This is a genomic window from Kitasatospora sp. NPDC048715 (assembly GCF_043198905.1).
Lineage (GTDB): Bacteria > Actinomycetota > Actinomycetes > Streptomycetales > Streptomycetaceae > Kitasatospora > Kitasatospora lactacystinica.
In genome coordinates, this window is sequence record NZ_JBICVH010000002.1 from 295,457 (window position 1) to 321,703 (window position 26,247).

At 74.0% G+C, this 26,247-nt stretch carries 25 protein-coding genes and 1 pseudogene; 19 read left to right on the top strand and 7 right to left on the bottom strand.

The window, feature by feature from the left end; genetic code table 11:
* The first annotated feature begins 100 nt into the window (after positions 1-100).
* The 14 genes from ACGFSC_RS05140 (at position 101) to hypE (ending at position 13,143) form a co-directional block, all read left to right on the top strand.
* Entirely contained in the window at positions 101-1,174 is a 1,074-nt protein-coding gene (locus tag ACGFSC_RS05140) for a hydrogenase expression protein HypE (protein WP_359908258.1), read from the top strand.
* Between the two features lie 116 nt (positions 1,175-1,290).
* The gene (locus ACGFSC_RS05145) at positions 1,291-3,078 is read left to right on the top strand and encodes a nickel-dependent hydrogenase large subunit (protein ID WP_359908256.1); all 1,788 of its coding nucleotides are present in this window, start codon (positions 1,291-1,293) and stop codon (positions 3,076-3,078) included.
* On the top strand, positions 3,075-3,542 hold the full coding sequence (locus ACGFSC_RS05150) for a thioredoxin (protein WP_359908253.1): 468 nt from the start codon (positions 3,075-3,077) through the stop codon (positions 3,540-3,542). Before ACGFSC_RS05145 ends, ACGFSC_RS05150 begins: the two co-directional genes overlap by 4 nt.
* Positions 3,539-4,186 (top strand): DUF5947 family protein, encoded by a 648-nt coding sequence (locus tag ACGFSC_RS05155; protein ID WP_359908250.1) that lies wholly within the window; start codon positions 3,539-3,541, stop codon positions 4,184-4,186. Before ACGFSC_RS05150 ends, ACGFSC_RS05155 begins: the two co-directional genes overlap by 4 nt.
* Positions 4,183-4,827, top strand: a complete 645-nt coding sequence (locus tag ACGFSC_RS05160; RefSeq protein ID WP_359908247.1) for a DUF6084 family protein — start codon at positions 4,183-4,185, stop codon at positions 4,825-4,827. Before ACGFSC_RS05155 ends, ACGFSC_RS05160 begins: the two co-directional genes overlap by 4 nt.
* Positions 4,824-6,197 carry a hypothetical protein gene (locus tag ACGFSC_RS05165; protein ID WP_359908244.1) on the top strand — a complete coding sequence of 458 codons (1,374 nt, stop codon included), beginning with the start codon at positions 4,824-4,826 and terminating at the stop codon, positions 6,195-6,197. Before ACGFSC_RS05160 ends, ACGFSC_RS05165 begins: the two co-directional genes overlap by 4 nt.
* Positions 6,194-6,706 carry a hydrogenase maturation protease gene (locus ACGFSC_RS05170; protein ID WP_359908241.1) on the top strand — a complete coding sequence of 171 codons (513 nt, stop codon included), beginning with the start codon at positions 6,194-6,196 and terminating at the stop codon, positions 6,704-6,706. Before ACGFSC_RS05165 ends, ACGFSC_RS05170 begins: the two co-directional genes overlap by 4 nt.
* Positions 6,700-6,804, top strand: a complete 105-nt coding sequence (locus tag ACGFSC_RS05175; protein ID WP_380354177.1) for a DUF6893 family small protein — start codon at positions 6,700-6,702, stop codon at positions 6,802-6,804. The genes ACGFSC_RS05170 and ACGFSC_RS05175 overlap by 7 nt, the downstream gene beginning before the upstream one ends.
* A gap of 164 nt (positions 6,805-6,968) precedes the next feature.
* Complete coding sequence (locus ACGFSC_RS05180; RefSeq protein ID WP_359908238.1) at positions 6,969-7,370, top strand: hydrogenase maturation nickel metallochaperone HypA; 402 nt, start codon at positions 6,969-6,971, stop codon at positions 7,368-7,370.
* 5 nt (positions 7,371-7,375) lie between these two features.
* Complete coding sequence (gene hypB / locus ACGFSC_RS05185) at positions 7,376-8,188, top strand: hydrogenase nickel incorporation protein HypB (protein WP_359908235.1); 813 nt, start codon at positions 7,376-7,378, stop codon at positions 8,186-8,188.
* A complete protein-coding gene (hypF, locus tag ACGFSC_RS05190) occupies positions 8,185-10,530 on the top strand; it encodes a carbamoyltransferase HypF (protein ID WP_359908232.1) in 2,346 nt (781 codons plus the stop codon). The genes hypB and hypF overlap by 4 nt, the downstream gene beginning before the upstream one ends.
* Before the next feature lie 6 nt (positions 10,531-10,536).
* Positions 10,537-10,851, top strand: a complete 315-nt coding sequence (locus tag ACGFSC_RS05195) for a HypC/HybG/HupF family hydrogenase formation chaperone (RefSeq protein ID WP_359908229.1) — start codon at positions 10,537-10,539, stop codon at positions 10,849-10,851.
* Positions 10,848-12,002 carry a hydrogenase formation protein HypD gene (gene hypD / locus ACGFSC_RS05200; RefSeq protein WP_359908226.1) on the top strand — a complete coding sequence of 385 codons (1,155 nt, stop codon included), beginning with the start codon at positions 10,848-10,850 and terminating at the stop codon, positions 12,000-12,002. Before ACGFSC_RS05195 ends, hypD begins: the two co-directional genes overlap by 4 nt.
* Before the next feature lie 121 nt (positions 12,003-12,123).
* Entirely contained in the window at positions 12,124-13,143 is a 1,020-nt protein-coding gene (gene hypE / locus ACGFSC_RS05205) for a hydrogenase expression/formation protein HypE (RefSeq protein ID WP_359908271.1), read from the top strand.
* A gap of 68 nt (positions 13,144-13,211) precedes the next feature.
* Here hypE and ACGFSC_RS05210 read toward each other — a convergent pair whose 3' ends face one another.
* Both ACGFSC_RS05210 and ACGFSC_RS05215 read right to left on the bottom strand, forming a co-directional pair.
* The gene (locus ACGFSC_RS05210) at positions 13,212-14,036 is read right to left on the bottom strand and encodes a hypothetical protein (RefSeq protein ID WP_359908224.1); all 825 of its coding nucleotides are present in this window, start codon (positions 14,034-14,036) and stop codon (positions 13,212-13,214) included.
* 138 nt (positions 14,037-14,174) lie between these two features.
* Entirely contained in the window at positions 14,175-14,540 is a 366-nt protein-coding gene (locus tag ACGFSC_RS05215) for a hypothetical protein (protein WP_359908221.1), read from the bottom strand.
* Between the two features lie 506 nt (positions 14,541-15,046).
* Here ACGFSC_RS05215 and ACGFSC_RS05220 point away from each other — a divergent pair.
* Positions 15,047-15,718, top strand: coding sequence for a hypothetical protein (locus tag ACGFSC_RS05220; RefSeq protein ID WP_359908218.1), 672 nt, complete (start codon positions 15,047-15,049; stop codon positions 15,716-15,718).
* 102 nt (positions 15,719-15,820) lie between these two features.
* Here ACGFSC_RS05220 and ACGFSC_RS05225 read toward each other — a convergent pair whose 3' ends face one another.
* Positions 15,821-16,912, bottom strand: a complete 1,092-nt coding sequence (locus ACGFSC_RS05225; RefSeq protein WP_359908215.1) for a DUF5937 family protein — start codon at positions 16,910-16,912, stop codon at positions 15,821-15,823.
* A 117-nt stretch (positions 16,913-17,029) separates the two neighbouring features.
* On the opposite strand from ACGFSC_RS05225, the gene ACGFSC_RS05230 reads away from it, so the two are divergent.
* Positions 17,030-17,257: a hypothetical protein gene (locus ACGFSC_RS05230; RefSeq protein ID WP_359908212.1), complete on the top strand. Its 228-nt coding sequence runs from the start codon at positions 17,030-17,032 to the stop codon at positions 17,255-17,257.
* A gap of 508 nt (positions 17,258-17,765) precedes the next feature.
* Here ACGFSC_RS05230 and ACGFSC_RS05235 read toward each other — a convergent pair.
* Positions 17,766-18,107 (bottom strand): annotated as a pseudogene (locus ACGFSC_RS05235) (hypothetical protein); the annotation flags it as partial.
* Positions 18,108-18,296: 189 nt separating this feature from the next.
* On the opposite strand from ACGFSC_RS05235, the gene ACGFSC_RS05240 reads away from it, so the two are divergent.
* Together ACGFSC_RS05240 and ACGFSC_RS05245 are read left to right on the top strand one after the other, a co-directional pair.
* Entirely contained in the window at positions 18,297-19,463 is a 1,167-nt protein-coding gene (locus ACGFSC_RS05240) for an inorganic phosphate transporter (protein WP_359908209.1), read from the top strand.
* Positions 19,460-19,705, top strand: coding sequence for a hypothetical protein (locus ACGFSC_RS05245; RefSeq protein ID WP_359908206.1), 246 nt, complete (start codon positions 19,460-19,462; stop codon positions 19,703-19,705). The genes ACGFSC_RS05240 and ACGFSC_RS05245 overlap by 4 nt, the downstream gene beginning before the upstream one ends.
* A 71-nt stretch (positions 19,706-19,776) precedes the next feature.
* Here the strand turns inward: ACGFSC_RS05245 and ACGFSC_RS05250 are convergent, their stop codons facing one another.
* From ACGFSC_RS05250 to ACGFSC_RS05260, 3 genes are all read right to left on the bottom strand, one after another.
* Positions 19,777-20,976, bottom strand: a complete 1,200-nt coding sequence (locus ACGFSC_RS05250; protein ID WP_359908204.1) for a lantibiotic dehydratase C-terminal domain-containing protein — start codon at positions 20,974-20,976, stop codon at positions 19,777-19,779.
* Positions 20,973-23,681 carry a lantibiotic dehydratase gene (locus ACGFSC_RS05255; protein WP_359908201.1) on the bottom strand — a complete coding sequence of 903 codons (2,709 nt, stop codon included), beginning with the start codon at positions 23,679-23,681 and terminating at the stop codon, positions 20,973-20,975. Before ACGFSC_RS05255 ends, ACGFSC_RS05250 begins: the two co-directional genes overlap by 4 nt.
* Before the next feature lie 177 nt (positions 23,682-23,858).
* Positions 23,859-24,041, bottom strand: coding sequence for a thiazolylpeptide-type bacteriocin (locus ACGFSC_RS05260; RefSeq protein WP_359908198.1), 183 nt, complete (start codon positions 24,039-24,041; stop codon positions 23,859-23,861).
* A gap of 820 nt (positions 24,042-24,861) precedes the next feature.
* Here ACGFSC_RS05260 and ACGFSC_RS05265 point away from each other — a divergent pair.
* Positions 24,862-26,211: a hypothetical protein gene (locus ACGFSC_RS05265; protein ID WP_359908196.1), complete on the top strand. Its 1,350-nt coding sequence runs from the start codon at positions 24,862-24,864 to the stop codon at positions 26,209-26,211.
* Positions 26,212-26,247: the final 36 nt, after the last annotated feature.

A 26,247-nucleotide genomic window follows, 5' to 3' on the forward strand; every position in this document is an offset into this window, starting at 1 on the left:
GCCCCGGCGCGCGCCGCGCGGACCGGCGCCCGGCCCGGACCGTTGCTATGACTGGCTTCGAGCCATTCCCTCAGGCTCCCATCCCCGAGGAGGCATCCTCATGGGTGCTGCAACAGCTGCAACGACTGCAACAGCTGCAACCACCGACACCGACGTGGTGCACATTCTCTGGATCAACGCGGGCCTCAGCTGCGACGGCGACTCCGTCTCGCTGACCGCCGCGATGCAGCCCAGCATCGAGGAGATCGTCACCGGCGCACTGCCCGGCCTGCCCAAGGTCGCGGTGCACTGGCCGCTGATCGACTTCGAGTGCGGCCCGGTCCAGGGCGCGGACAACTTCGTCGAGTGGTTCTTCAAGGCCGACCGCGGCGAGATCGAGCCGTTCGTGCTGGTCGTCGAGGGGTCCATCCCCAACGAGAAGATCAAGAAGGAGGGCTACTGGTGCGGCTTCGGCGACGACCCCGCCACCGGTCAGCCCATCACCACCAGCGAGTGGCTGGACCGGCTCGCCCCGAAGGCGACCGCCGTGGTGGCGATCGGCACCTGCGCCACGTACGGCGGCATCCACGCGATGGCCGGCAACCCGACCGGCGCCATGGGCGTGCCGGACTACCTCGGCTGGGACTGGAAGTCCAAGGCCGGACTGCCCATCGTCTGCGTGCCGGGCTGCCCGATCCAGCCCGACAACTTCGCCGAGACGCTCACCTACCTGCTGTACCAGCTGGCCGGCTCCGCGCCGATGATCCCGCTGGACGACAAGCTGCGGCCCGCCTGGCTGTTCGGAGCCACCGTGCACGAGGGCTGCGACCGCGGCGGCTACTACGAGCAGGGGCAGTTCGCCACCGACTACGGCACGCCCGAGTGCCTGGTGCGGCTCGGCTGCTGGGGCCCGGTCGTGAAGTGCAACGTCGCCAAGCGCGGCTGGACCAACGGCATCGGCGGCTGCCCGAACGTGGGCGGCATCTGCATCGCCTGCACCATGCCGGGCTTCCCGGACAAGTTCATGCCCTTCATGGACCCGCCGCCCGGCTCACGGGTCTCCACCAACGCCAGCAGCGCGTACGGCGCGCTGATCCGGCGGCTGCGCGCGATCACGCTCAACACCCTGGACAAGGAACCGAAGTGGCGTCACTCCGGCCGCCACCTGACCACGGGCTACCGCCCGCCCTGGTGACCGCCGCAGGGCCGCACACCGTCCGGTGTGCGGCCGCCGACGGCCCCCGCCCGTTCGACGACCCCCCCGCCCGCTCGCCGGGGCCCGCTCCCAGAGACAAGGACACGACAGCAACGATGGCAACACCGACCACCAGGGCGGCCGGCGACGGCAGCGGCCTGACCGAGATGTCCTGGGACCCGATCACCCGCATCGTGGGCAGCCTGGGCATCCACACGAAGATCGACTTCAAGCAGAAGCGGGTCGCCGAGTGCTACAGCACCTCCTCGGTCTTCCGCGGCTACAGCGTCTTCATGCGCGGCAAGGACCCGCGCGACGCCCACTTCATCACCAGCCGGATCTGCGGGATCTGCGGCGACAACCACGCCACCTGCTCCGTCTACACGCAGAACATGGCGTACGGGGTGAAGCCCCCGCACCTGGGCGAGTGGATCATCAACCTCGGTGAGGCCGCCGAGTACATGTTCGACCACAACATCTTCCAGGAGAACCTGGTCGGGGTCGACTACTGCGAGAAGATGGTCCGCGAGACCAACCCCGGCGTCCTGGAGCAGGCCGAGCGCACCGAGGCCCCGCACGCCGGCGACCACGGCTACCGGACGATCGCCGACATCATGCGCTCGCTCAACCCCATCGAGGGCGAGTTCTACCGCGAGGCGCTCCAGGTCAGCCGCTACACCCGGGAGATGTTCTGCCTGATGGAGGGCCGCCACGTGCACCCCTCCACGCTCTACCCGGGCGGCGTCGGCACCGTCGCCACGGTGCAGCTGTTCACCGACTACCTGACCCGGCTGATGCGCTACGTCGAGTTCATGAAGAAGGTCGTGCCGCTGCACGACGACCTCTTCGACTTCTTCTACCAGGCCCTGCCCGGCTACGAGGAGGTCGGCCGGCGCCGGGTCCTGCTCGGCTGCTGGGGCAGCCTCAACGACCCGGACCACTGCGACTTCACCTACCGCAACATGACGGACTGGGGCCGGCGGATGTTCGTCACCCCCGGCGTCGTGGTGGACGGCAAGCTCGTCACCAACGACCTGACGCAGATCAACCTGGGCATCCGCATCCTGCTCGGCAGCTCCTACTACGAGGACTGGCAGGGCAAGGACCTGTTCGTCACCCACGACCCGCTGGGCAACCCCGTCGACCCCCGCCACCCGTGGAACCAGCACACCATCCCCGCCCCGCAGAAGCGGAACTTCGACGACAAGTACAGCTGGGTGATGTCCCCGCGCTGGTTCGACGGCAAGGACCACCTCGCCCTCGACACCGGCGGCGGCCCGATCGCCCGGCTGTGGTCCACCGCCCTGTCCGGGCTGGTCGACATCGGCTACATCAAGGCCACCGGCCACAGCGTGCAGATCAACCTGCCCCGCTCGATGACCAAGCCCGAGGTCACCTTCGAGTGGAAGATCCCGCAGTGGAGCAACGCCATCGAGCGCAACCGCGCCCGCACCTACTTCCAGGCGTACGCGGCCGCCGCCGCCCTCCACTTCGCCGAGAAGGCGCTCGACGAGGTCCGCGCCGGGCGCAGCCAGACCTGGGAGCGCTTCGAGGTGCCGGACGAGTCGATCGGCTGCGGCTTCACCGAGGCCGTGCGCGGCGTGCTCTCGCACCACATGGTGATCCGCGACGGCAAGATCGCCAACTACCACCCGTACCCGCCCACCCCGTGGAACGCCAGCGTCCGGGACAGCTACGGCACGCCCGGCCCGTACGAGGACGCGGTGCAGAACACCCCGATCTTCGAGGAGAACCCCCCGGACACCTTCAAGGGCATCGACATCATGCGCGCGGTGCGCAGCTTCGACCCCTGTCTGCCCTGCGGCGTGCACATGTACGTCGGCGGCGGGCGCACCGTGCAGACCATGCACGTGCCCACCGGCCTGAGCGGGCTCACCGCATGACGGCCGAGCGGACCGGGCAGCGGATCCACGAGGCCCTGGACGCCCTGGCCGGCAGCGGCGCCGAGCAGGCGGGCGAGCAACTGGTCCGGGAACTCATGGAGTTCTACGGCCAGGGCCTGGCCAGGATGGTCCCGGCGCTGCCCCCGCCCGCGCTGGACCGGATGCTGGACGACCCGGCCGTCGCCGGGGTGCTGCTCCTGCACGACCTGCACCCCGAGGACCTCCCCGCCCGGATCGACCGGGCGCTGGCCGCCCTGTCCGAGCGGGTCGAGGTGGCCGGCTTCGACCCGGCCACCGGCGTCCTGCGGCTGCGCCGCACGGCCACCGGCTGCGGCTGCGGCGAACAGGACGTGGAGGCCGTGCTCGCCTGCCACGCGCCCGAGGTGACCGCCGTGGAACTGGAGCGCGCCCCGCAACTGCTCCAGATCGGCACCCGCCCGCCGCAGCCCGCGGAGGCCCGATGAACACCCGCCGGATCTCCCGCGACGGGACCGCCCTGCTGCACCGGCTGCGCGAACCGGCCCCGCCGCGCCCCGAGCAGTGCGCGTTCTGCGGCCGGGACCTGCCCGCCGGCCACCGCCACCTGGTGGACGTCGAGGAGCGCGCCCTGGCGTGCGCCTGCACCGCCTGCGGCCTGCTGTTCCAGCAGCCGGGCGCGGCCGGCGGCCGCTACCGCACCGTGCCGGACCGCTACCTCGCCGACCCGGCCCACGAGTTGGACCAGCAGGCCTGGTCGGTGCTGGGCATCCCGGTCGGCACCGCCTTCCTGTTCCGCAACACGGTGATGGACCAGCTGCTCGCCTTCTACCCCGGCCCGGCCGGCGCCACCGAGAGCGAGCTGGACGAGGCGACCTGGCAGCGCGCCCTCGGCGGCAGCCGGCTGGCCGACGCCCTGGAACCGGACGTGGAGGCGCTGCTGCTGCGCCGCACCGAGGAACGCGTGACGTGCCTCCTGGTACCGATCGACGTCTGCTACGAGCTGGTCGGCCGGCTGCGGCGGTGCTGGCACGGCTTCGACGGCGGCGCCGAGGCACGGGCCGAACTCGACGCGTTCTTCGCGCGGCTGGCCGACCGGGCCCGCCCGCTGCCCGCGGAGGTGACGGCGTGACGGCCCTCGCCTTCGCCTGCACCGGCGTGCGGTCCGACCCGTACGCGGCCGGGCCGACCCTGGTGTTCCGGCTGCGCATCACGGCCCCGGCCGACACCCGGGTGCACGCCCTCGCCCTCCAGTGCCAGCTGCGGATCGAACCGGGCCGCCGGCCGTACGGCGACACCGAGGGCGAGCGGCTGACCGACCTGTTCGGCGAGCGGCAGCGCTGGGCCACCACGCTCAACCCGGTCCAGTTCGCCACCGTGCCGCTGCTGGTGCCCGGCTTCACCGGCGGCACGGAGATCGACCTCTCGGTGCCCTGCACCTACGACCAGGAGGTCGCCTCGGCCCGCTACTTCCGGGCGCTGGACGGCGGCGAGGTGCCGCTGCTGCTGCTCTTCTCCGGCACCGCCTTCTCCGGCCCCGGCGGCTTCCAGGTCAGCCCGGTGCCCTGGGACCGGGAGGCCCGGGTGCGGATGCCGGTGCGGGTCTGGCAGGAGGCGATCGACCGGCACTTCCCCGGCAGCGGCTGGCTGCGGCTGCCGGAGGACGTCATGGACGAGCTGCTGGCCTACCGCTCCCGGCGGGCCCTGCCCTCCTGGGAGGCGACGGTGCGCGAGCTGCTCGCGGCGGCCGCGATCGGGGGGACGGTCCGGTGAGCGGCTTCCCGGAGCGGATCGAGCGCGGCTTCGCGGCCGCCCGGCAGGTCGCCGACGCGGTGCTGCTGGAAGGCTACGTGCTCTACCCGTACCGCGCCTCGGCGGCCAAGAACCGGCTGCGCTGGCAGTTCGGCGTCCTGGTGCCGCCCGAGTACACCGCGGTCGGCGGCGAGCACTCCCATCAGCGCACCGAGTGCCTGATGGAGGCGCGCGGCGGGGACCTGCTGGCGGTCGAGCTGCGCTTCCTGCGGGTCCAGCGGCGCACCGTCGAACGGGCCACCGCCGCCGGCTTCGAGTCGGTGGAGCGCCTGGAGCTGGCCGACCGGGACCTCGTCGAGTGGGACGAGGGCGCCGAGGAAAGGGTCGAACTCCTGGTCCCGGTCGAGGAGGTGGACGGCGAAGGGGTGCAGCGGCCGTTCCGGCTGCCGGGCGTCGGCGAGACCGGTCTGGTGCACGAGGACGGCGCCGTCGTCGGCCGGGTGGTGCGACGGCGCGAACAGGTCGACGGCCTGGTCTGGCTGCGGGCCGAGGAACTGCCCGGCCCGTACCGGGCGCAGCGGCTGACCGTGGAGGTGGAGAACACCTCCCCCTGGAGGCCGCCGCGGGGGGCCACCCGCGACCAGGCCCTGCCGCACTCGCTGGTCTCCGCGCACCTGCTGCTCGGGCTGGAGCACGGACGCTTCCTGTCCGTCACCGACCCGCCCGAGTGGGCCCGCCCGGCTGTCGAGCGGTGCCGCAACGAGCGCACCTGGCCGGTGCTGGCCGGGCCGGACGGCGACCGCTCGGTGGTGCTGTCCTCGCCGATCATCCTGGAGGACCACCCGCGGATCGCCCCGGAGAGCCTCGGCACGCTGTACGACGCCACCGAGATCGACGAGATCCTGGCGCTGCGGACGGCCGCCCTGACCGAGGAGGAGAAGCGGGAGGCCCGCGGCACCGACGAGCGGGCCGGCGCGGTGATCGACCTGGCCGAGTCCATGCCCCCCGAGGTGCTGGAGCGGCTGCACGGGGCCATCCGCGGGCTGCGCGAGGTCACCGGCGGCGGCGCCGTCGACGGCGGCGAACAGCCCTGGTGGGATCCGGGCGACGACCCGGCGGTCGACCCCGAGCGGGACCGGGTGCTGGTCGACGGCCACGAGGTCGGCGCCGGCAGCCGGGTCCTGTTGCGGCCCGGCCGGCGGCGCACCGACGCCCAGGACCTCTTCCTGGACGGGCGGACCGGCGTCGTGGAGGCCGTGCTGCACGACCTCGACGGTTCGGTGCACCTGGCCGTCACCGTGGAGGACGACCCGGGCGCCGACCTGTGGCGGGCCCAGGGGCGGTTCCGCTACTTCCAGCCCGACGAGGTCACACCGCTGGAGGGATCGTGACGGCGGGCTCGACGGTGCTGGTCGCCGGGGTGGGCAACATCTTCCTCGGCGACGACGGCTTCGGCGTCGAGACCGTCCGGCGGCTGTCCGCCCACCCGCTGCCGGCCGGCGTCGAGCTGGCCGACGTCGGCGTGCGCGGCGTGGACCTCGCCTACCGGCTGCTCGACGGCCACCGCACCGCCGTCCTGGTGGACGCCACCTGCCGGGGCGGGGCGCCCGGCACCGTCTACCTGATCGAGGCGGACACCGGAGAGCCGCTGGAGGCGCCGGTCCTGGACGGGCACCGGATGGGGCCGGACGCCGTACTGGCGCTGCTGGCCACGCTCGCCGCCGGCACCGGCGGCGAGCCGCCGGAACGGGTGCTGGTGGTCGGCTGCGAGCCGGCGTCGCTGGAGGAGGGCATCGGGCTGAGCGAGCCCGTCGCCGCCGCCGTGGAGGAGGCGGTCCGAGTGGTCCTGCGGGTCGTGGACGAGGCCGCGCAGCCGGAGAAGGAGACAACACCATGCTGAGGAAACTGTTCTGCGTCGCCCTGCTGGCGGGCATCGGCGCACTGGTCTGGCAGAGCCTGCCGGACATCAAGCGGTACCTGCACATCTCCCGGATGTGAGCCGTGCGAGCCGTGTGAGCCGATGTGACCGGAGGTGATCCGAGGTGGGGAGCGGATTGCTGCGAACGGCGCAGCCCCGCGTGCGGTGGCGGCGCGGCTGCGGGCCGACGCCGCCACCGCGCCCTGTAATGGGGCGCGTTGCCGCCCGCTCCGGGAAGGGACCCATGCACGAGATGTCGATCGCCGAAGCCGTCGTCGAGCAGGTGGACACGGCCGCGCGCGAACACGGGGCCCCCGGGGTGGCGCGGGTGCGCCTGCGGGTCGGGGAGCTGGCCGGCGTGGTGCCCGAGGCCCTCGACTTCTGCTTCGAACTCGCCTGCACCGGAACGCTGGTGGCGGGCGCCGTGCTGGACACCGAATCCGTCGCGGCCCGGGCCCGCTGCACCCCCTGCGCGGTCGAGTGGGCGGTCGGCATGCCGCCGGACCTCGGCTGCCCGAGCTGCTCCGGCGGTGGTGGCGTCGAGCTGCTGTCCGGCCGTGAACTGCAGATCCTCGACGTCCAGTGGGCCGAAGCCCGGGACGTCGGGGCCGAGGTCCGGGACGTCCGGGCCGAACAGAAAGGCTGATGCCGATGTGCCGCACGGTCGACCTCCGTCAGGCGGTCCTCGCCCGCAACGACGACAGCGCCCGCCGGCTGCGGGAGGCGCTGGAGGCGCGGGGGACGGTCGCGGTGAACCTGCTGTCCAGCCCGGGCAGCGGAAAGACCGCGCTGCTGGAGGCCGAGCTGGGGCTGGCCCGGCGGCGCGGGGTGGAGGTCGCCGCGCTGACCGCCGACCTCGCCACCGAGAACGACGCCCGCCGGCTGGCCCGCTCGGGCGCCCCGGTGAAGCAGGTGCTCACCGACGGGCTCTGCCACCTGGAGGCGCGGATGCTCGCCGGGCACCTGGACGGCTGGCTGCCGGCCGAGTGCCGGCTGCTGTTCGTGGAGAACGTCGGCAACCTGGTCTGCCCGGCCTCCTACGACCTCGGCGAGACGCTGAGGGTGGTGCTGGCCTCGGTGACCGAGGGGGAGGACAAGCCGCTCAAGTACCCGACGGCCTTCGGGCTGGCCAACCTGGTGCTGGTGACCAAGACGGACCTCGCCGCGGCGGCCGAGTTCGACGAGGCGGCGTTCCTGGCCAACGTCCAGCGGGTCAACCCCGGGGTGACGGTGCTGAACACCTCCGCCCGGACGGGCGAGGGCGTCGGGGCGCTGCTGGACCGGGCGCTGGCCGTGCTGGAGGGGGCCGAGCCGCACCGGCCGGTGATGTCGGCGGCGCCGCACGACCACGGGCACGCGCACGACGACGGGGACGAGCACGACCACGGGCACGCGCACGACGACGGGCACGAACACGACCACGGGCACCACCACGGCCGCTCCGCCGTGGGGGAGCGCGCGTGACGGCCGGTCACCCCGGGCTCGACCGCGAGCGGCGGCGGGTCGCCGTCCGCGGCCTGGTGCAGGGGGTCGGCTTCCGCCCGTTCGTCCACACGCTGGCCGGTGAACTCGGCCTGGCCGGCACCGTCACCAACACCGGCGAGGGCGTCCTGGCCGAGGTCGAGGGCAGCCCGGACGCCCTGGACGCCTTCTGCCGGCGCGTGGCCGGCGACGCGCCGCCGCTCGCCCAGGTGCACTCGGTGGAACACGCGCCGCTCGCCACCACCGGCGCCACCGGCTTCCGCATCGTCCCGTCCAGCCCCGACGGCCCCCGCACCACCCTGATCCCGCCCGACACCGCCGTCTGCGCCGACTGCCTGGCCGAACTCGCCGACCCGGCCGACCGCCGCCACCGGCACCCCTTCATCAGCTGCACCAACTGCGGCCCCCGGCACACCATCGTCACCGGCCTCCCGTACGACCGGGCCAACACCACCATGGCCGGCTTCCCGATGTGCCCGGACTGCGCCCGGGAGTACACCGACCCCGCCGACCGCCGCTTCCACGCCCAGCCCGTCGCCTGCCACGCCTGCGGGCCCGCACTCGCGCTGACCGTGCCCGGACGCCCCGGACTCGCCGGGGAACAGGCCCTCACGGAGGCCCGACGGCTGCTCGCCGAGGGCGCGATCCTCGCCGTCAAGGGCATCGGCGGCTACCACCTCGCCTGCGACGCGCGCGACACCGCGGCCGTCGCCCTGCTGCGCCGGCGCAAGCGGCGCGGCGACAAGCCCTTCGCCGTGATGGCCCGCGACCTCGCCACCGTCGAACGCCTGCTGCCCGTCGACCCGGTCGAGCGGGAGCTGCTCACCGGGCCCGTGCGGCCGATCGTCCTGCTCCGCCGCACGGGCCTGCCGGTGCCCGAGGCGGTGGCCCCGGGCAGCCCCGACCTCGGGGTGATGCTCCCGTACACGCCGCTGCACCACCTGCTGCTCGCCGCCCCCGGGCCGGACCTGCTGGTGATGACCAGCGCCAACCGCTCCGGCGAGCCGATCGTCACCGAGGACCGGGAGGCGCTGGAGCGCCTCGCCCCGCTGGTCGACGGCTGGCTCACCCACGACCGGCCGATCCACGTCCCCTGCGAGGACTCCGTGGTGCGGGTGGTGGACGGCGAACAGCTGCCGCTGCGCCGTTCGCGCGGGTACGCGCCGCTCCCGATCCCGCTGCCGGTGCCCGTCCGCCCCGTCCTGGCCGTCGGCGGCGACCTCAAGAACACCTTCGCGCTGGCCCGGGACGGCTACGCCTGGCTGTCCGGCCACATCGGCGACATGGACGACCTGGCCACCCTGCGGGCCTTCGAGCGGGCGGTCGAGCAGCTCGGCACGGTCAGCGGCGTACGGCCCGAACTGCTGGCCGCCGACCGCCACCCCGGCTACCGCTCGCTGCGGCACGCCGAGCGGACCGCCGCCGGCCGGCCGGTGCACCGGGTCCAGCACCACCACGCCCACATCGCCGCGGTGATGGCCGAACACGGCCTGGACGGTGGCCGGCCGGTGCTCGGGGTGGCCTTCGACGGCACCGGCTACGGCGAGGACGGCGCGATCTGGGGCGGCGAGGTGCTGCTGGCGGACTACGACGGGTTCCGCCGTCTCGCCCACCTCCGGTACGTGCCGCTGCCCGGCGGGGACGCGGCCGTCGAGCGCCCCTACCGGACGGCGCTCGCCCACCTGCGCGCGGCCGGGCTGCCCCGGCTGCCGCAGCTGCCGCCGGTCCGGGCCTGCGAGGGCGGGGAACTACGGCTGCTGGAGCGCCAGTTGGAGCGGGGGCTGAACTGCGCGCCGACCTCCAGCATGGGCCGGCTGTTCGACGCGGTCTCCTCGCTCGCCGGGATCTGCCAGCGGGCCGGGTACGAGGCCCAGGCGGCGATCGAACTGGAGGCGGCGGCCTGCGGGTTCGGCCGCGAGGACGGCCCTGTGTGCGGGGCGGCGCAGCGGGCGGGCGGCTACGCGTTCGGCCTGTCGGCGCGGGCGGACGGCTGGATCGCCGACCCCGGGCCGGTGCTGGCCGCGGTGGTGGCCGACGTCACCGCGGGCGCGCCCGCGGGGCTGGTCGCCGCCCGCTTCCACGGCGCGGTGGCCGAGCTGGTCCGGCGGATCTGCGCCGCCGTCCGGGAACGGCACGGCACCACCACCGTGGCGCTCAGCGGCGGGGTCTTCGCCAATGCGCTGCTCTCCTCCGCCTGCGCGAGCGGGCTCGGGGAGGACGGCTTCACCGTACTGCGGCACCGCCGGGTGCCGCCCAACGACGGAGGGCTGGCGCTGGGCCAGCTGATGGTGGCCGCCCGGTCGGCGGCCACCCGGGAGGAGTGAGCGCGGATGTGCCTGGCGGTGCCCGGCAGGGTGACGGAGATCGGGGAGCGGGACGGGACCAGGATGGCGGTGATGGACTTCGGCGGCGTGATCAAGGACGTCTGCCTGGAGTACCTGCCCGACCTGGCGGTGGGGGAGTACGCGATCGTCCACGTGGGCTTCGCGCTGCAGCGCCTGGACGAGGAGTCGGCCCGGCGCACCCTCGCCCTCTTCGAGGAGCTCGGGCTGTTGCAGGAGGAGTTCGGCGACCCGTGGGAGGCCGCCGGGGCGGCGGCGGGTGCGGCCGGAGCGGCGGACATGACCGAGGAGGCCGGACGGTGAAGTACCTGGAGGAGTTCCGCAACCCCGAGCTGGCGGCCGGGCTGCTCGCCGACATCAGGGCGACGGTCACCCGGCCGTGGGCGCTGATGGAGGTCTGCGGCGGCCAGACGCACAGCATCATCCGGCACGCCATCGACCAACTCCTGCCGGACGAGGTCGAGTTGATCCACGGGCCGGGCTGCCCGGTGTGCGTCACCCCGTTGGAGATGATCGACCGGGCACTGGCGATCGCCGCCCGGCCGGGGGTGGTCTTCTGCTCCTTCGGGGACATGCTGCGGGTGCCCGGCACCGACCGGGACCTGTTCCGGGTGCGCGGTGAGGGCGGCGACGTCAGGGTCGTGTACTCACCGCTCGACGCCCTGCGGATCGCCCGGGAGAACCCGGACAAGGAGGTGGTCTTCTTCGGCATCGGCTTCGAGACCACCGCCCCGCCGAACGCCATGGCCGTCCACCTGGCCAGGAAGCAGGGGCTGCGCAACTTCAGCATGCTGGTCTCCCACGTCCGGGTGCCCCCCGCGATCGAGGCGATCATGGACTCGCCGGACTGCCGGGTCCAGGGCTTCCTCGCCGCCGGGCACGTCTGCAGCGTGATGGGCACCGCCGAGTACCCGGCGCTCGCGGAGCGCCACCGGGTGCCGATCGTCGTCACCGGCTTCGAACCCCTGGACATCCTGGAAGGCATCCGGCGCACCGTACGGCAGCTGGAGCGCGGGGAGCACACCGTCGACAACGCCTACCCGCGGGCCGTCCGCCCCGAGGGCAACCCGGCGGCCCGCGCCATGCTGGAGGACGTCTTCGAGGTGGCCGACCGCGCCTGGCGGGGCATCGGGGTGATCCCGCGCAGCGGCTGGCGGCTCTCGCCCCGCTACCGGGACCACGACGCCGAACACCGCTTCGACGTCTCGGGGATCACCACCCGCGAACCCGCCGAGTGCCGCAGCGGCGAGGTGCTGCAGGGCCTGCTGAAGCCCCACCAGTGCGAGGCCTTCGGCACCGTCTGCACACCGCGCACGCCGCTCGGCGCCACGATGGTGTCCAGCGAGGGGGCGTGCGCGGCGTACTACCTGTACCGGCGGCTCGGTGTGCCGGGTGCGACGTCCGTCCGGCTTCAGGACCGTCAGGAGACCCAGGAGGCGAGCCGCGTTGGCTGACACCGAACTGCTCACCGAAGCGCTCGCCGGACCCCCCGCCGAACCGTCCGCCGCACCGGATGCCGAACCGTCCGTCGAACCGGACGCCGGGCGGCCCGACTTCTCCGGCTGGAGCTGCCCGCTGCCGCTGCGCGACCACCCCCGGGTGGTGATGGGCCACGGCGGCGGCGGCGCGCTGTCCGCGGAACTGGTGCAGAACCTCTTCGCGCCGGCCTTCGGCGGCCCGGTGCTCGCCGGGCTCGGCGACTCCGCCGTGCTGGAGCTCGGCGGTGCCCGGCTCGCCTTCTCCACCGACTCCTACGTGGTGCGGCCGCTGTTCTTCCCCGGCGGCTGCATCGGCGACCTCGCCGTCAACGGCACGGTCAACGACCTCGCCATGAGCGGGGCCCGGGCCGCCTACCTGTCCTGCGGCTTCATCCTGGAGGAGGGGGTGGAGATGGCCGTGGTGGACCGGGTCGCCAGGGCGATCGGCGCCGCCGCCCGCACCGCCGGGGTCGAGATCGCCACCGGGGACACCAAGGTGGTCGAGGCCGGGCACGGGGACGGCGTCTACCTGAACACCGCGGGCATCGGGATCGTCCCGGCCGGGGTCGACATCCGCCCGCAGCGCGCCCGGCCCGGCGACGTGGTGATCGTCAGCGGGCCGATCGGGCTGCACGGCGTGGCGATCATGAGCGTCCGGGAGGGACTGGAGTTCGGCGTCGACGTGCGCAGCGACAGCGCGGCGCTCGGCGGCCTGGTCGAGGCCATGCTCGCGGCCACCGCCGACCTGCACGTGCTGCGCGACCCCACCCGGGGCGGCCTGGCGGCGGCGCTCAACGAGATCGCGACCGCAGCCGGGGTGGGCGTCGTGCTCAGCGAGGCCGCCGTCCCCGTCCCGGAGCCGGTGGCCAACGCCTGCGCGGTGCTGGGCCTGGACCCGATGTACATCGCCAACGAGGGCCGGCTCGTCGCCTTCGTCCCGCGCGGCACGGCGGACGCCGTGCTCGCCGCCATGCGCGCCCACCCGCTCGGCGCGGAGGCGGCGGTGATCGGCGAGTGCGTGGACGAGCACCCGGGGATGGTCGTGGCCCGCACGGGCTTCGGTGGCACCCGGGTGGTCGACCTGCCGATGGGCGAGCAGCTGCCGCGGATCTGCTGACGGCGCGCGCTGCCGCCGCCCCGGGAGACGCCTCCCGGGGCGGCGGTCCGTCGTTCCGCCCCGGCCGGTCAGCCCAGGAAGTGGTGCAGTGAATCCGCCAGGGCCTCGACGAAGCCCTCCCGGACCTCCTCGGCTACCAGGTCGAGGGACAGGTACGGGTTGAGGTCCTCCAGCTCGACCAGGAGCAGGCTCCCGTCCGGCGCGCGGCAGGCGTCCACCCGCTGGATCCCGTGGGCGAGCGTGTTCCAGTCGACGAAGCTCCGCGCGAACGCGAGGTCGGCCGCGTTCGGCTCGTACGGCTCCAGCACCCAGCGCCGGGCCGGATCCGGCGCGTGGAGGGCGTACTGGAAGGCGTCGTCCACGAAGTAGAACGAGACCTCGTAGCGGAAGTCGATCCGCGGCTGGACCAGCACCTCGCCCCACGCGTCGAGCCCGTCCAGCTCCTCGCGGGTGAGGAAGCGCAGGCCTATGCTGTCCGCGCCCTCCCTGGGCTTGACCGCGTAGCGGTCGGCGGCGGGCAGCCGGTCGAGGTCCTGCGGCCGGTCGACGGTGGGGATGACGGGGCGGCCCGCCTCGGTCAGGTCCAGCAGGTACCCCTTCCCGGCCATGTCGCCCCGCCCGGTCAGCGGGTTGTAGACCCGCACGCCGTCGGCCAGGGCCCGGTCGCGGAAGCGGGCGTACTCCTCCCGGTAGTGCAGCACCGGACCGCTGTTGCGCACCACGACCGCGTCGAAGCGCCCCATCAGGGCCCGGGCGTCCAGCGGGTGGCACAGGGCCAGGTCGAACCACTCCCGCAGCCGGGAGGTGAGGAAGACGTCCTCGTCGCCGTACCGCCGCCCGCGGGCCGGGTAGGCCAGGTCGGTCACGTACAGCAGGCTGGGCCGGTCGGGCACGGGTGCTCCCTCGGTCGGTGGTGGGGGAGTGAATCTACCCGGCCCGCCCCGGCTCGGCCCCGCGCGTCCATCAGGGCCGTCGCACAGCCGCCCAGCCCACCCCACCCACCGTCCGGACGGCGGCAGGCGCGAGGGAACTCAGGAGGTGGTCTCGGCGGTGCAGGTGCCGAGCCGGTCGCCGGGCTGGATGGTGCCGTCGCCGAACGTCTGGTTCATGACCGTGGCGAACTCGGGCAGGACGCTCATCCGGATGTCGGAGAGCGCGAGGTGGACCCGGGGCGGAACCACGGACTGCACGTCGGGGCTGATCAGGGGCCGGGCGGGGATGTTGTAGACCGGGATGCGGGCGCCCGCCGGGTCACTGCTGGTCCGCACGACGAACGTGCTGGCGCCGGAGAGGCTGCCTTCGAGGTTGGAGACCCGCACGTCGTGGCCGGCGGCGTCGGTGAGGGCGATGGTGCCGGCGAGGCCCACGGCGAGGGCGGCGATCGTTTTCGGGGACATGCGCGAAGACTCCTGGTGTTCCGGGTGCTTCCCCCGGGCTCCCAGCCTTCCGGGCCCGGTGGTGCCCGGCAATCCCCGCTGAGCCGAGTAGGGTCATCACCCACGGTCACGGGATCCACCCGGGCATATGGTCGGTAAAGCGTCACGGCGGCAACCACTTGGCTGGAAAAGCCGGAATCACACCCCCGCGGGCGGTTTGGACCGGGAGTCGGAGACACGTCGGTCGCATCGGTCGACAACCCTCAACAGAGCTGTTACACCAGGTGAGTTCAGCGCCTCGGGAGTGCTGCTCGTGTCGAACACTCCTTCCTGCGCGAGGGCAGAGAGGCAGCCATGACCCTTCGTCGTCCGGAAGTTGGAGAATGCGCTCAGTGAATTCACCGGAGAACGCCGCTGCCGGTCCTGGAGCGGGTCGCAGCGAGTCAGTCGCCAGTGCGGTCCAGGGCTCGGTCGAAGCCGTCGACGAAACGCCGGCCGGGGATGAACTCCCCCTGTGGGGACCGGAGTTGCCCCTGACACGGACGGAGGGCCGGCAGGCCGCGGAAGGCGCCGACCTGCCGGACCTCAGAGCGCAGCTGTACGAGGTGGCGGAGGCCTGGAAGGAGGCCGTGCCCGAGGGGCGGAGCACCGCCGGGGATCTGAGAGCGGTTCTTGAGGCCGATGTGGAGGCGCTCCAGGTCCACTGGCAGCACGTCGCCGCGCTCCCCGACGCATCGGAAGCGCCGGCCGCCGACGGGACGGGGCACGTGGGCACGAGGAGCGGAGCGATGGCGGTGAACGCCGCACTCCGCGCCGTCGACCGGCACGCCCTCGCCCTTCGCGCCGTCCCCGAGTGGCAGCAGCTTCGCACCGTTCGTGACGCCGTCTCCCGGGTCTGGGACACGCTCGCCGAGCGGGCCGGCGAGTCCGCGGGCCGTCTCCTCGGCGACCGGCGCGTCGCGGAGTTCCTTCGCAACATGTCGGTCCGCGCGTGCGAGACGATCGCCCGGCTCTCCCGGCTGGCGGCCGACCGCCTCCGTCCCGACCGGGCCGCGCTGCCGAGTGGGGAGGCCCTCCTCGCGCTCGGCAACGCGGCGAGTGCCTACGGCAGGTCCGTACGGCGGCCGGGCGACCCGTCCACGGGAGAGGCGCTGCTCGTCCTCGGCGGTGGACCCCGTCCGGGGGAGCCCTGGGCCTGACGCGCGGGCGGGCGGGTGGTGGCGGTACGGGCTGCCGGGCCGATCCGCCCGTCGCGGCGGCCCGCCCCCGCCCCCGCCTGGCGTCCGGCCGCCCGGCCGTCCTCACCGCAGCACGGATTCCAGGAAGTCGCTGCCGAGCCGGGCCACGACCGAGATGTCGAGCTGGTGGAGGACGTAGCGGCCCCGGCGCCGGGTGATGACCAGCCCGGCCTTCTTCAGCACGGTGAGATGGCGGGAGACCTCCGGGGCGGTGATGCCGTAGGCGTCGGCCAGCTCGCTGGTCGAGTACGCGCCGCGCGCGAGGTTGCGGCACAGGCTCATCCGCAGGGGGTGGGTCAGCGCGTCCAGGCGCAGCTTGACCGTCTCCACCGGCTCGGCGCCGCCGACCTCGTGGGCGGCCGCCGGGTACTGGATCACGGGCTGCCAGCCCGGCCCGTACAGGGTGAAGAGGTGCGGCCAGCCGAAGACGGTCGGTATCAGGGTGAGGGAGGCGCCGCGGGCCTCGGTGCGGCCGTGGACGAGCTTGTCGACGACGATGCGGCTGCCGTGCTCGTCCTCCTCCAGGCTCAGCGCCGGTGACGCGGCCGTGAGCGCCTCCGCCAGGCCCTTGCGGCGCAGCAGCTCGGTCTTGTGCTGGGCGTCGGCGGCGAGCTGGACGCGGACCCGGCGCCAGGTGTCGGCGAAGAACGCCTGGTCGCAGTCCTCCAGGAGGCGCCGGATCCACGCGCGCGTGGCGGTGGGTTCGGCGAGCATCCGCTCGACGAAGGCCGCCTGGCGCGGGCCGCGCGCCGCCGCCAGGTCGAGCGCGCGGCGCCGCGACCACGCGTCGACCAGGGGCGACGGCAGGCCCTTGGGGTAGTGGCTGATGCTGCACGAGATCTCCAGCGCCGCGCCGACGAACTTCTCGTCCTCCATGCGGTCGAGGTCGTCCAGTTCCTCGGTGAGGGTCTCCCGGGGCCGGGCCGGCATCAGGAAGTCGGAGCGCGTCGACCGCCACATGAAGTCGGCTTCGAGCAGCCGGTCGGCCAGTTCCGGCTTGAGCGCGGCGGCGGTCGTCGTCGTCCACGCGTGCAGCCGGGAGTGGTGAGCGGGCTCGGCCAGCGCGTGCAGCGCGTTGCTCAGTTCGGCCAGGGGCGAGGGGCAGAAGGTGATCCGCTCGTGCGGCAGTCCGGTGATGTCAATGGTCACGCTCACCCCTCCATGGTGCCTGGCCGCCTCGGCGCCGGGTCGGGCGGGGGGAGCCGGGCCGTCATTTGACGGGGGCCGTCAATCGACGGGACTTGTGGGGCCGCCGGGGTGCACGGTGGGCGCATGAACGCACTGCAGCAGCACCTCTTCGACAGCTACCGGGCCGCCCAGCACGCCGAGCCGGCCCCGCCGGCCCCCGGTGCCCACGATGTCGCGGTGCTCCGTGCGGTCCGTGATCACCGCCGCTTCGAGGCCGTCCTCGCCGGCCGCCCGACCACCGGCCGCCTCCGCCTGGCCCTCCGCGCGGCCCTCCTCCGCCGCCGGCGGCGGGCCGGGGTGTGCCGGCCGTAGGGGTGGTCCTGCCGGGGCGGCGCCCCGGGAACGCGAGAGGACCCGGGAGCGTAGCCAGCTCCCGGGCCCCTGTTTGCCGCCCAATTGCGCACACCGGCACGTTTAAGGGTCGCGGATCAGGTTGAAATCGACGCGTTCTACCTTTGAACTACCGTGCCACGGAGCGGCACAGACAGGACTTGAACCTGCATTCGTCGATATTCGTCCGCACCCGGTCGATCCGGTGTTCGGCGGCGAATGCTGAGACTGGAGCGAGAGTCTGAGATTCAAGGGGTCTGCCTCTGCCTGCTTGGGCTACCCCGGCCGGTGGTGCCGGGGGGAGGACTCGAACCTCCACTGGGACCTCTGGTCAGCTTCAACGTCAGTGTCAGCTTTTCGCACCGTGCAGCGCACCCGCCCGGTCTCCCGGACAGGGTGTTCGACGCGCTCGGTGCACCCGCCCGGCTCCCCGGGCGGGCGATCATGGGGCTACCGGAAGAGGTAGCCGAAGACGGCGTCGCCGACCCGCTAGGAAGAGCAGGTACGGCACCGGCACCCGGGCGAGGAGCACCTGGCCGTCGACCACCACGTCGGCGCTGGCACCGATGTTGGCCCAGTCCTTGGTGGCCGTCACGTCGAAGAGCCGGGTGAGGGTCTGCGCGGTGGACCGCAGGATGTCCTCGGCCTTCAGCTGCACACGGGTCGACTCCGGCGGCAGCTGCTCGCCCTCCTCGTCCTTGGGCTGGTAGGTGCGGGAGATCCCGGCCAGCAGCGCGGGCTTCTGCAGGTCCTGGTGGGCCTGCGTCAGCTCCTGGAAGGACTTGGACTTGACGCCCTTTTCAACGGCGATGATCTGGTTCAGCTTTGCCACGTCCGGGACGCTACCAGTCCCAAAGTGGTCGGCGACACTCAATTATTGACCGAGTAGTGGTTCTGTCCTGTGCGCTCCGCTCCGGCTCCACGGCGTGCTGGTCCGATCGGATGGTGTCCTCCACCGCCCGGCCCCGTACGGGTGGCGGGGGACCGGGGCGGCGGCGGTCGGCGGGTTAGGTTCGGACGCGTGACCGGCAATGACGTGGTTCTGGCGCTGGTGGTGGTCACCGCGCTCGGTTTCGACTTCACCAACGGGTTTCACGACACCGGCAACGCCATGGCGACCTCGATCGTCACCGGCGCCCTCCCGCCGCGTGTCGCGGTCGGCGTCTCGGCGGTGCTGAACCTGGTGGGCGCCTTCCTGTCGACCGCGGTCGCCGCGACGATCGCCAGCGGTCTGGTGCAGAGCCAGGACGTGACGCTGACCGTGGTCATGGCGGGCCTGACGGGCAGCATCCTGTGGAACCTGACGACCTGGTACGTCGGGATCCCGTCGAGCTCCTCGCACGCGCTGATCGGCGGTGTGGTCGGGGCGACCATGGCGGCGGCCGGGGCCTCCGCCGTCAAGTGGCAGGGCCTGGTCGCCAAGGTGATCGTGCCGGCCGCCCTGTCGCCGTTCATCGCGGGGTCGGTCGCCGCACTCGGCACCTACCTCGTCTACCGCGTCACCCGCGACGTCTCCGAGGGCCCGCGCACGCGGGGCTTCCGGAGCGGTCAGGTCGGGTCGGCCTGCATGGTCTCGCTCGCCCACGGCACCAACGACGCCCAGAAGACCATGGGCGTCATCACGCTGGCCCTGATCGCCAGCGGCACCCTGAGCGCCGGGGCGAAGGCGCCGGACTGGGTGATCGCCTCCTGCGCCACGGCCATCGCGCTGGGCACCTACATCGGCGGCTGGCGGGTCATCAGGGCGCTGGGCAAGGGGCTGGTGGAGATCGAACCGCCGCAGGGGATGGCCAGTGAGTCGGCCTCGGCCGCGGTCATCCTCTCCTCCACGGACTTCGGCTACTCGCTCTCCACCACCCACGTCGCCACCGGGTCGATCCTCGGATCGGGAGTCGGCAAGAAGGGCGCGGTCGTACGGTGGAACATCGCCCGCCGCATGGTGGTGGCCTGGGTGCTCACCCTCCCGGCGGCGGCACTGGTCGGGGCGCTCGCCTACTGGGTCGCCGACGGGATCGGCGGCACCGGGGGCGTCGTGACCATCTTCGCCGTTCTGGTGCTGGCCTCGATCGCCTTCTTCGTCGCGTCCCGCCACCCGGCGGTCACCCCGGCGAACGTCAACGCCGCGTGGACCGGGTCGGTCATCCCGGACCCGGAGCCCGTTCCCGCCACCGACGAGGTGGCCCCGTGAACTCCTGGATCGATCTGGACGCGCTCTGGAAGATCGTCGTGGTCGGATTCCTCGCCGGCGCCGGTCTGCCCGCACTGTTCGCCATCGGCGTGCGCGCCCTCTACCCACCGGTCGGGATCGACGGGGCCGGGGTCTCCCGCCGCGCCGCCGGGGCGCTCGGCTGGACCGTTGCCGTGGTGTGCTTCGCGGTGGTCCTCGCCGCGATCGGCTGGGGCATCTTCATCATCGTCAACCACAGCTGAGTGCGGAGGCGGTGGTAGCCGCGGTGGCGCGCCGGCGGGGCGCGGGCGGCGACTGCGAGGTCGAGGGGCCGTCACGCCGGTCCCTCGACCATGGCGATCACCCGGGCGATGTAGTCCCGCCACCGGTGTCCGGTGAGTTCGGGGACGCTGCGCACGAGGAGGTGGGCGGCCAGGTAGCGCTCCACCGGCCGGACGTCGCAGATCGCGAAGAGCCGGTACAGGGCGTTGGTGCCGGTCCGGTAGATCAGGTAGTGGGTGCGGTCGAACAGCGTGCCGTCGGGGTCGCTGCGGGTCAGCATCCGGTGGAACTCGCTGTAGCGGGTGCGCAGTTCGAAGTCCCAGCGTTCGGCGGTGGCCGGGTCGCCGAGGGCGGTCGCGCGGGCCCGGTACTCCTCGCCGCGACCGGAGAGGTCGGCCCCGGCCGCCAGCAGCCGCTCGGCCCGGTCCCAGGCCGTGGCCGACCAGCGCGCCCAGTCCTGCTCCCAGCCCCGGGTGTCCCCGGCCGCCACCCGGCGGACCAGCTCCGTGGCGGCGGGGCCGCTGCGCTTCCAGCGCTGATCGAAGGCCGCTCGGACCCGGCCGTCCGGGTCCTCGTGGACGAGGAAGTCCTCCAGATGGGAGAGGAAGGAGTAGTGCCCGCCGATCAGTCCGTCCGGATGGGTGCTCGCGTGCGCCGCCAGTGCCGTCAGCACCAGGCGCACCCGGGCCTGCGCGGTGTCGCCGTGCTCCCCGAGGAACGCGCAGGCCGAGGTGATCGCGGGCAGCCCGGCGCGCATCAACTCGTCGCGCAGCGCGGCGGGTTCGGCCCCGAGAAGCGCGTGCAGATCGGCCGTCGCGGCCGGGTCGACGGGCGCCACCCGGACGGTGTTGTCCGGCACCAGGGGGCCGTACGGCGGGGCGATCAGCTCGGCCCGCCCGGCGACGGCGGCCTCGGCGAGCAGCTGTTCCCGCGTGCGGTCGGCGACGGACGGGTGCGCGGCCGCCCACGTCCGCAGCGCCCGGGCGGACTCCTCCGCCACGGCGGCCACCCGATCGGCCGGCCCCTCCAGTCGCAGCCGTAGGTGCGGCCCGAACCGCCAGTGCCGTTCGACGTGGGCGCGCAGCCCCTGCTCCGTCGCCCGGCGCGCGAGCGGCAGGACGGCCTCGCGCAGGGCGCGCGCCTTGACGGGCTGGTAGTGGTAGAGGATCACGTCGAGGGCGGTCCCGGGCGCGGGGCGGCCGGCCGGACCGCTCATCGGCTCACCCGTCGGCTCGGTCGTCGGCTCGCTCATCGGGCGACTCCTCGGTGCGGCACCGGTACCGGCGGTGCGGGCAGGGGGCGGGCAGCTGGCCGCGCCGGGCGGTAGGTCTCCAGGACGAGTTCGACCGTCCGCGCCGGTTCCGACTGCCCGCCGACGAGGGGCAGGGCCTCCTCCAGCAGGGCGCCGTGCGGGTGGCGGGCGAGCCACCGGCCCAGGTGCCGGAGGTGGAGCGGGTTGCCGAGGTCGACGGGCTGGGGCTTGGGTGCTCGGAGCCGGTCGAGGAAGCTGTCGACGGCCGGAGCGTCCTCGGCGGGCCCGGTCACGGGGTGGAGGAAGAGCTGTTCGGGCAGGCCGAGGCGGGCACGCCAGCGGGCGACGGCGGCGGCGGGGACGCCGTCCGGGCCGGGATCGGCGGCGAGGTCGGCGCGCAGGGCGTCGAGGACCCCGGCCGGGAGGTGCCAGCGGCGGCGGGCGAGGACGACATGCCGGTGGCGCAGCCGCGGTGTGCGGGTGACCGTGCCGCCTGGGGCGGGCAGCGTCGTGCGGGGCAGCAGTGACGGGAAGGCGACGATGCCGGTCGGGTGGTCGGCGAGGAGGGGCGCCAGCCGCTGCGGCAGCATGATCGGGGAGAGGAAGCCCAGGTAGAGGACGTCGAGGTGCTCGCCGGTGGAGCGCAGCCGGAACCGGAGCTGGTCGCCGGCGACGTCGTGCACGAGGTCGAGGTCGGCCTCGGCGAGGGCGGTCCACCGGCGGTCGGGCCCGATGTCCTCGGCGAGCAGGAGCGGGTGCAGGTTGGCGTTGAAGCCGCCCACCGGGCGGATCTGGGCGGCGCGCGCGTCCTCGCCGAGCCCGGCGCGGATCTGCCGGGCGACCTCGGCGGCGGCCTGTGGAGCGGTGGCGTCGAGGAACCGGCTGGTGAAGCGACCCCAGCCGCAGTAGACGTGGTTGACGCACAACAGGCCCTCGGACGGCTCGCGTTGGACGAACCAGGAGTAGCTGAGCGGCCGGACCGCCGTCCAGGCGGGCAGCCGGGCGGCCAGGGCGCGCACCCGGTCGGCCGGCAGCGCGACCTCCCCGTCCGCCTCGGGCAGGTCGAGGAACTCCCGCCGCAGGGAGGCGATGTCGTCGGGGACCGGGACGTCGGCCCAGGCGTTGTCGATGGCGGCGCCGAACTCCCACGGAGTGGAGCAGACGCCGCCGGCGCCGTAGCGGGCGACGAAGCGGTCCCGGGCGGTCCTGCGGATCAGGTGGCCCTGGTCGAACAGCTCGGCCAGCGCCGTGAGTTCGGCGAGCACGGCCCGGTCGGCGGCGCCCGGTCGGGACTGCGGCGGGGCGGGCGCGTGGACGTCCTCGCTGAGCACGTCGAACGGCGTGGTCCGGTCGGGCAGGGGGCGCCCGGCGTCGGCGAGGACCCGGCGCCAGTCGGCCTTCAGGCCGGCGAGCAGGCCCGGTCGGCGTTCGGCCGGCGCGGACGCGTACCCGGCCGTGTCGTCGGCGAGTCCGCGGATCCTGCGGGCCAGCCCGGCGTCCTCGGGCCAGGCCCGGAGCCATGCGGCGAGCTGTTCCAGCGGATCGGGGCTCTGCGGGTCGACGGGTTCGGTGGGCACCAGGAGCCCGGCGGCGAGGAGCTGTTCGACGAAGCGCCGTACCGCCGGGTCCTCGCCGGGGCGTCCGAGGGCCTCGGCGAGCCGCGCGGCGAGCCGCTCCGGCGGGTCGGGGGTCGCGGCCAGGGAGGCGAGCAGCGCAAGCTCCGGCCGGGCGCCGACCTCGACCTCCTCCTCGCGCGCGGCGAGGTAGCGGCCCCCGACGAACTCCACCCGGGTGCGCCGGTAGTGGGCCCGTCCGGCGTGGACGCGGGCGGCCCTGGTCATCCGGTGCGGCAGGCTCCGGCCGCGCCGGGGTTCGTCGAGCAGGGCCTGGACCAGCGCCCCGACCAGGGTCCGGTTCGCGCGGACGACCGCGCGCGGGGCCGTCCCCGCATCGGCCGGGCGCGGGCCGTCCGAGGCCCAGCCGACCGCGGTGAACCAGGACAGGGGGCTGGCCTTGCCGGTCGCCCGCAGCGCGTGGCGCAGCACCTTGGCCTCCTCCTTGCGGGCCCGGCCGCCCCGCCCGGCGCTCACGTCCGAGGCGGTGACCACCGCGCGCAGCAGGTCGGCGCTGCCCAGGGCGACGGCGCGCCGGAACGCGGGCTCCCGGCACACCGCGGCGAGAGCGGCCCGTTCCGCCGCGAGCGCCGGCGGCACGGCCCGGGCCAGCTCGGCCAGCAGCCGGGCGTGCCGCTCCCGCAGCTCCAGCCACCGCGCGAGCCGGGGGAGCCGGGCGGGCAGGTCGCCCAGCCGGGCGAGCTGTGCGGCGCGGGGCGTGCGGCCGTTGTGGAGGTCCCTGCGAAGGGGCAGGACGATCCGCCGGTGGAACTCCTCGTCGTGTCCGGCCCGGCTGGCGTACAGGTCGTCGCCGAGCGCGGGGCGCAGGGCGGCGTCGGCGGCCTCCGTGGCGGTGAGCCGCGCCAGCAGGTCCCGGGCGAGGGCGGAGGGGGAGGACTGCGCGGCCCGGGCGAGCACGGCGGCGCGTACCAGCGCGTAGGCCGCGGTGGACGCCGAAGTGGACGCCGAAGTGGACGCCGAAGTGGACGCCGAAGTGGACGCCGCGGTGGACGTGGCGGCGCGGACGGGCGGCGCGGGCGCGGGCGCCGGTGCGGCCGGGGACGGGGCCCGGGACGGGGCAGGGTCGGGCACGGCGGGCGACCTCCGAAGGGCGGGCGGGACGGCAGGGGAACCCGGCGGGTTCGCAGTGGAACGCGCCGGGTTCCGTGGTGCTTCGGCGCCGCTCAGCAGGGCTTGCTACAGCTCAGCAGGGCTCAGCAGGGCTCGGCAGGGCTCGGCGCCGTTCAGGACGCCCGGCAGCGCGGAGCGTCAGAACCACGTCGTCGTGGGGTGCACGATGCTGGAGTTGGAGGAGGAGTTGCAGGAGGTGGAGTTGGTGGACGCGCCGCCCTCCGGCAGCGCGATGCTGTCGCGCAGCGCGGTGACGGTCAGTTCGCCCAGGTCGAGGTCGAGGTCGTCGAGCGCGAGGACGTCCTGCAGGTGGTCGGACATGGAGGTCTCCCGAGGAGTGTCGAAGGGGTCGGCCCGGTGGATCGCCGGACCGGGTCCGTGCCGGAACGTGGGCCGGAAGCCCGACGACGACTCTTGGCAGGAACACGATCCCCGGGAGCCGCCGTCCTCCGGCAGCGCGACGGTGCCGCGCGCAGTGCGACGGTGTCGCGCAGAGGTGCCACATGCGTGCCTGAGCGCACACGCGTGCTCAAGCGGGATGGTGCGGATGCGCCTGGCCCCCCGTGGGCGCGCGGCTCGGACCGGATCGATACCGGCCGGGCGCCACCGTTTTGCCGAGTCTAGGTCGAGGCCCGCTCCGCCGAGAGGGCGCTCCGGTCACATTGGCCGGTAATCCGCCGCGGCCCGCGGCGCCGGCCGCACCCCGGCGGGGCACCGCGGTGCCCGGTTCGCCCCATGCGTACACCCCTGAAACCCCGCCCGGCCCGGCGGGCGCGCCGTCCGCGGTGCGGTGCGGCGGGGGAACGGTTCGTCCCCACCCCCGTGAAGAGGGCAGCTCCACGCCCCCTGCGACTGCCGACAGGTCCTTCACCCGGCCTTCACGCCTCCTGTCCCGCCCGCTCCGCCCGTCCTGCCCGCGCCCCGGCGGGGGAGAGACCGGAGCGCGACCATCGGGATCCGGCCAGGGCAGGGCTTCCGGGCGCTCCGTTCGGGTGGTGGGCCGGCCGAGGGCGCCCGCGTCCGGCCCGTCGCGGCGGGACGCGGCGGTGCGGTGCACGAGGATGGCCGCTCCGAGGAGTGCCGGGGAGCACCGGGAAGTCCCGGAGTGCCCCAGGCCGTGCGGCGAACGAGGTGCCGACCCATGATGACCGACGTTTTCAGCCGGTTCCAGTCGCTCCAGGACCCCGGCCTCAAACTCCTCCGGAGCGACCGCAGCGCCGACACCGATCTGCTGCTCCCGCTGGTGCTGCACCGCGACCGCGGGATCGACGTGCCGGGGCGCCGGGTCCTGGACGCCACCCGACCGGACGGCCTCAACGTCCGGATGCTCCAGTACACGGACGTCGCCGGCGGCCTGGCGGACGAGCACGGGACCGTCCTCGTCGCGGAGCGGGACCAGGCCACGCAGCTGTTCCTGATGTGGGTGTCCAGGACCGCGGCGCTTCACCTGAAGGCCGAGGCCACCCAGAACGTCAACGTCCACTTCCTCTTCCACCCCCCGACCGACCGGGACTGCTACGCCGACACCACCTACTGGACGGGCACCTGCGGCATCGACGGCAAGGACCGCGGCTGCGTCACCGCCGGACTCAAGGGCCAGCAGCCCTACGTCAAACTCGGCGAGCGCTACCTGTGCACGGACTTCCGGGCGGTCGCCCAGCACCTGCTGGCCTCGGACCGGTTCGAGCCGAACGTCCTCTACGTCGTCCCGGTGGCATCCGTCGCAGGAGGCAACTTCGACGACCTGCTGACGGAGCAGGGCCTGACCCGGGCGGTCCAGGAGGTGCTCCTCTTCGCCACCGGGATGATCACGGGCCGCCCCGTCCAGGACGGCTACCCCGAGTTCGGGCAGGTGATGCTCTCCGGCTACAGCCACAGCGGCGACCGCGTCGAGAAGCTGATCAGGACGGTGACGGACACGCCGTTCTTCCGCCGCCACCTGTCCCAGATCAACCTCTTCGACCCGAACCTCGTCGTGGGGGACGCGAAGGCCCGTCTGGAGCGCTTCCAGGCACTGCTGGAGAGGGCGTCGTTCTGGAAAAGCCGGGTCAACCGCGACGCCCGCGTCTTCGTCTACACCTCCTACGACGACCATCAGCGGGCGCTGCTCGGCAGCGGCCTGGGGCTGCAGAGCCCCACCACCGTCAACCTGGACACCGTGGAGTGGGAGGGCGGCCCGTCCGCGAAGGCCGCCCTGCGCAGGACACCGGGCGCGCACCCCAGGGGCACCGGCGTCGAGGCGTACAACCACGACCGCAGTGTGGGGGTGGTCCACCTGCCGCCGTCCTTCTTCCGGCACTGGCTGGAGCCCCCGCTGGACAACCCGGCCGGCTGGGACCAGAGCGCCCGGGACAACGGCCACGGCCACGGCTGGTTCCTGCGCACCCTGCTGTCCCACGCCCTGTCCAACGCCACGCCCGAGTGGTTCGGAGAGCAGCGCCGCTTCAAGGCGGCGGGGCCGGTGGTCCAGCCCAGGCCCACGCGGAACTGAGCCCGCCGGTACGGGCGGGTCCGCCGGTGCGGTGGC

What these genes read in the sequence shown, in the direction of transcription:
- ACGFSC_RS05180 (WP_359908238.1), top strand. Translation starts at nt 6,969, where the DNA reads ATGCACGAGATGTCGATCGCCGAAGCCGTCGTCGAGCAGGTGGACACG.
- ACGFSC_RS05230 (WP_359908212.1), top strand. Translation starts at nt 17,030, where the DNA reads ATGAACGCACTGCAGCAGCACCTCTTCGACAGCTACCGGGCCGCCCAG.
- ACGFSC_RS05175 (WP_380354177.1), top strand. Translation starts at nt 6,700, where the DNA reads ATGCTGAGGAAACTGTTCTGCGTCGCCCTGCTGGCGGGCATCGGCGCA.
- ACGFSC_RS05260 (WP_359908198.1), bottom strand. Translation starts at nt 24,041, where the DNA reads ATGTCCGACCACCTGCAGGACGTCCTCGCGCTCGACGACCTCGACCTC.
- ACGFSC_RS05215 (WP_359908221.1), bottom strand. Translation starts at nt 14,540, where the DNA reads ATGTCCCCGAAAACGATCGCCGCCCTCGCCGTGGGCCTCGCCGGCACC.
- hypB (WP_359908235.1), top strand. Translation starts at nt 7,376, where the DNA reads ATGTGCCGCACGGTCGACCTCCGTCAGGCGGTCCTCGCCCGCAACGAC.
- ACGFSC_RS05250 (WP_359908204.1), bottom strand. Translation starts at nt 20,976, where the DNA reads ATGAGCGAGCCGACGACCGAGCCGACGGGTGAGCCGATGAGCGGTCCG.
- ACGFSC_RS05265 (WP_359908196.1), top strand. Translation starts at nt 24,862, where the DNA reads ATGATGACCGACGTTTTCAGCCGGTTCCAGTCGCTCCAGGACCCCGGC.
- ACGFSC_RS05145 (WP_359908256.1), top strand. Translation starts at nt 1,291, where the DNA reads ATGGCAACACCGACCACCAGGGCGGCCGGCGACGGCAGCGGCCTGACC.
- ACGFSC_RS05150 (WP_359908253.1), top strand. Translation starts at nt 3,075, where the DNA reads ATGACGGCCGAGCGGACCGGGCAGCGGATCCACGAGGCCCTGGACGCC.
- ACGFSC_RS05195 (WP_359908229.1), top strand. Translation starts at nt 10,537, where the DNA reads ATGTGCCTGGCGGTGCCCGGCAGGGTGACGGAGATCGGGGAGCGGGAC.
- ACGFSC_RS05140 (WP_359908258.1), top strand. Translation starts at nt 101, where the DNA reads ATGGGTGCTGCAACAGCTGCAACGACTGCAACAGCTGCAACCACCGAC.
- ACGFSC_RS05155 (WP_359908250.1), top strand. Translation starts at nt 3,539, where the DNA reads ATGAACACCCGCCGGATCTCCCGCGACGGGACCGCCCTGCTGCACCGG.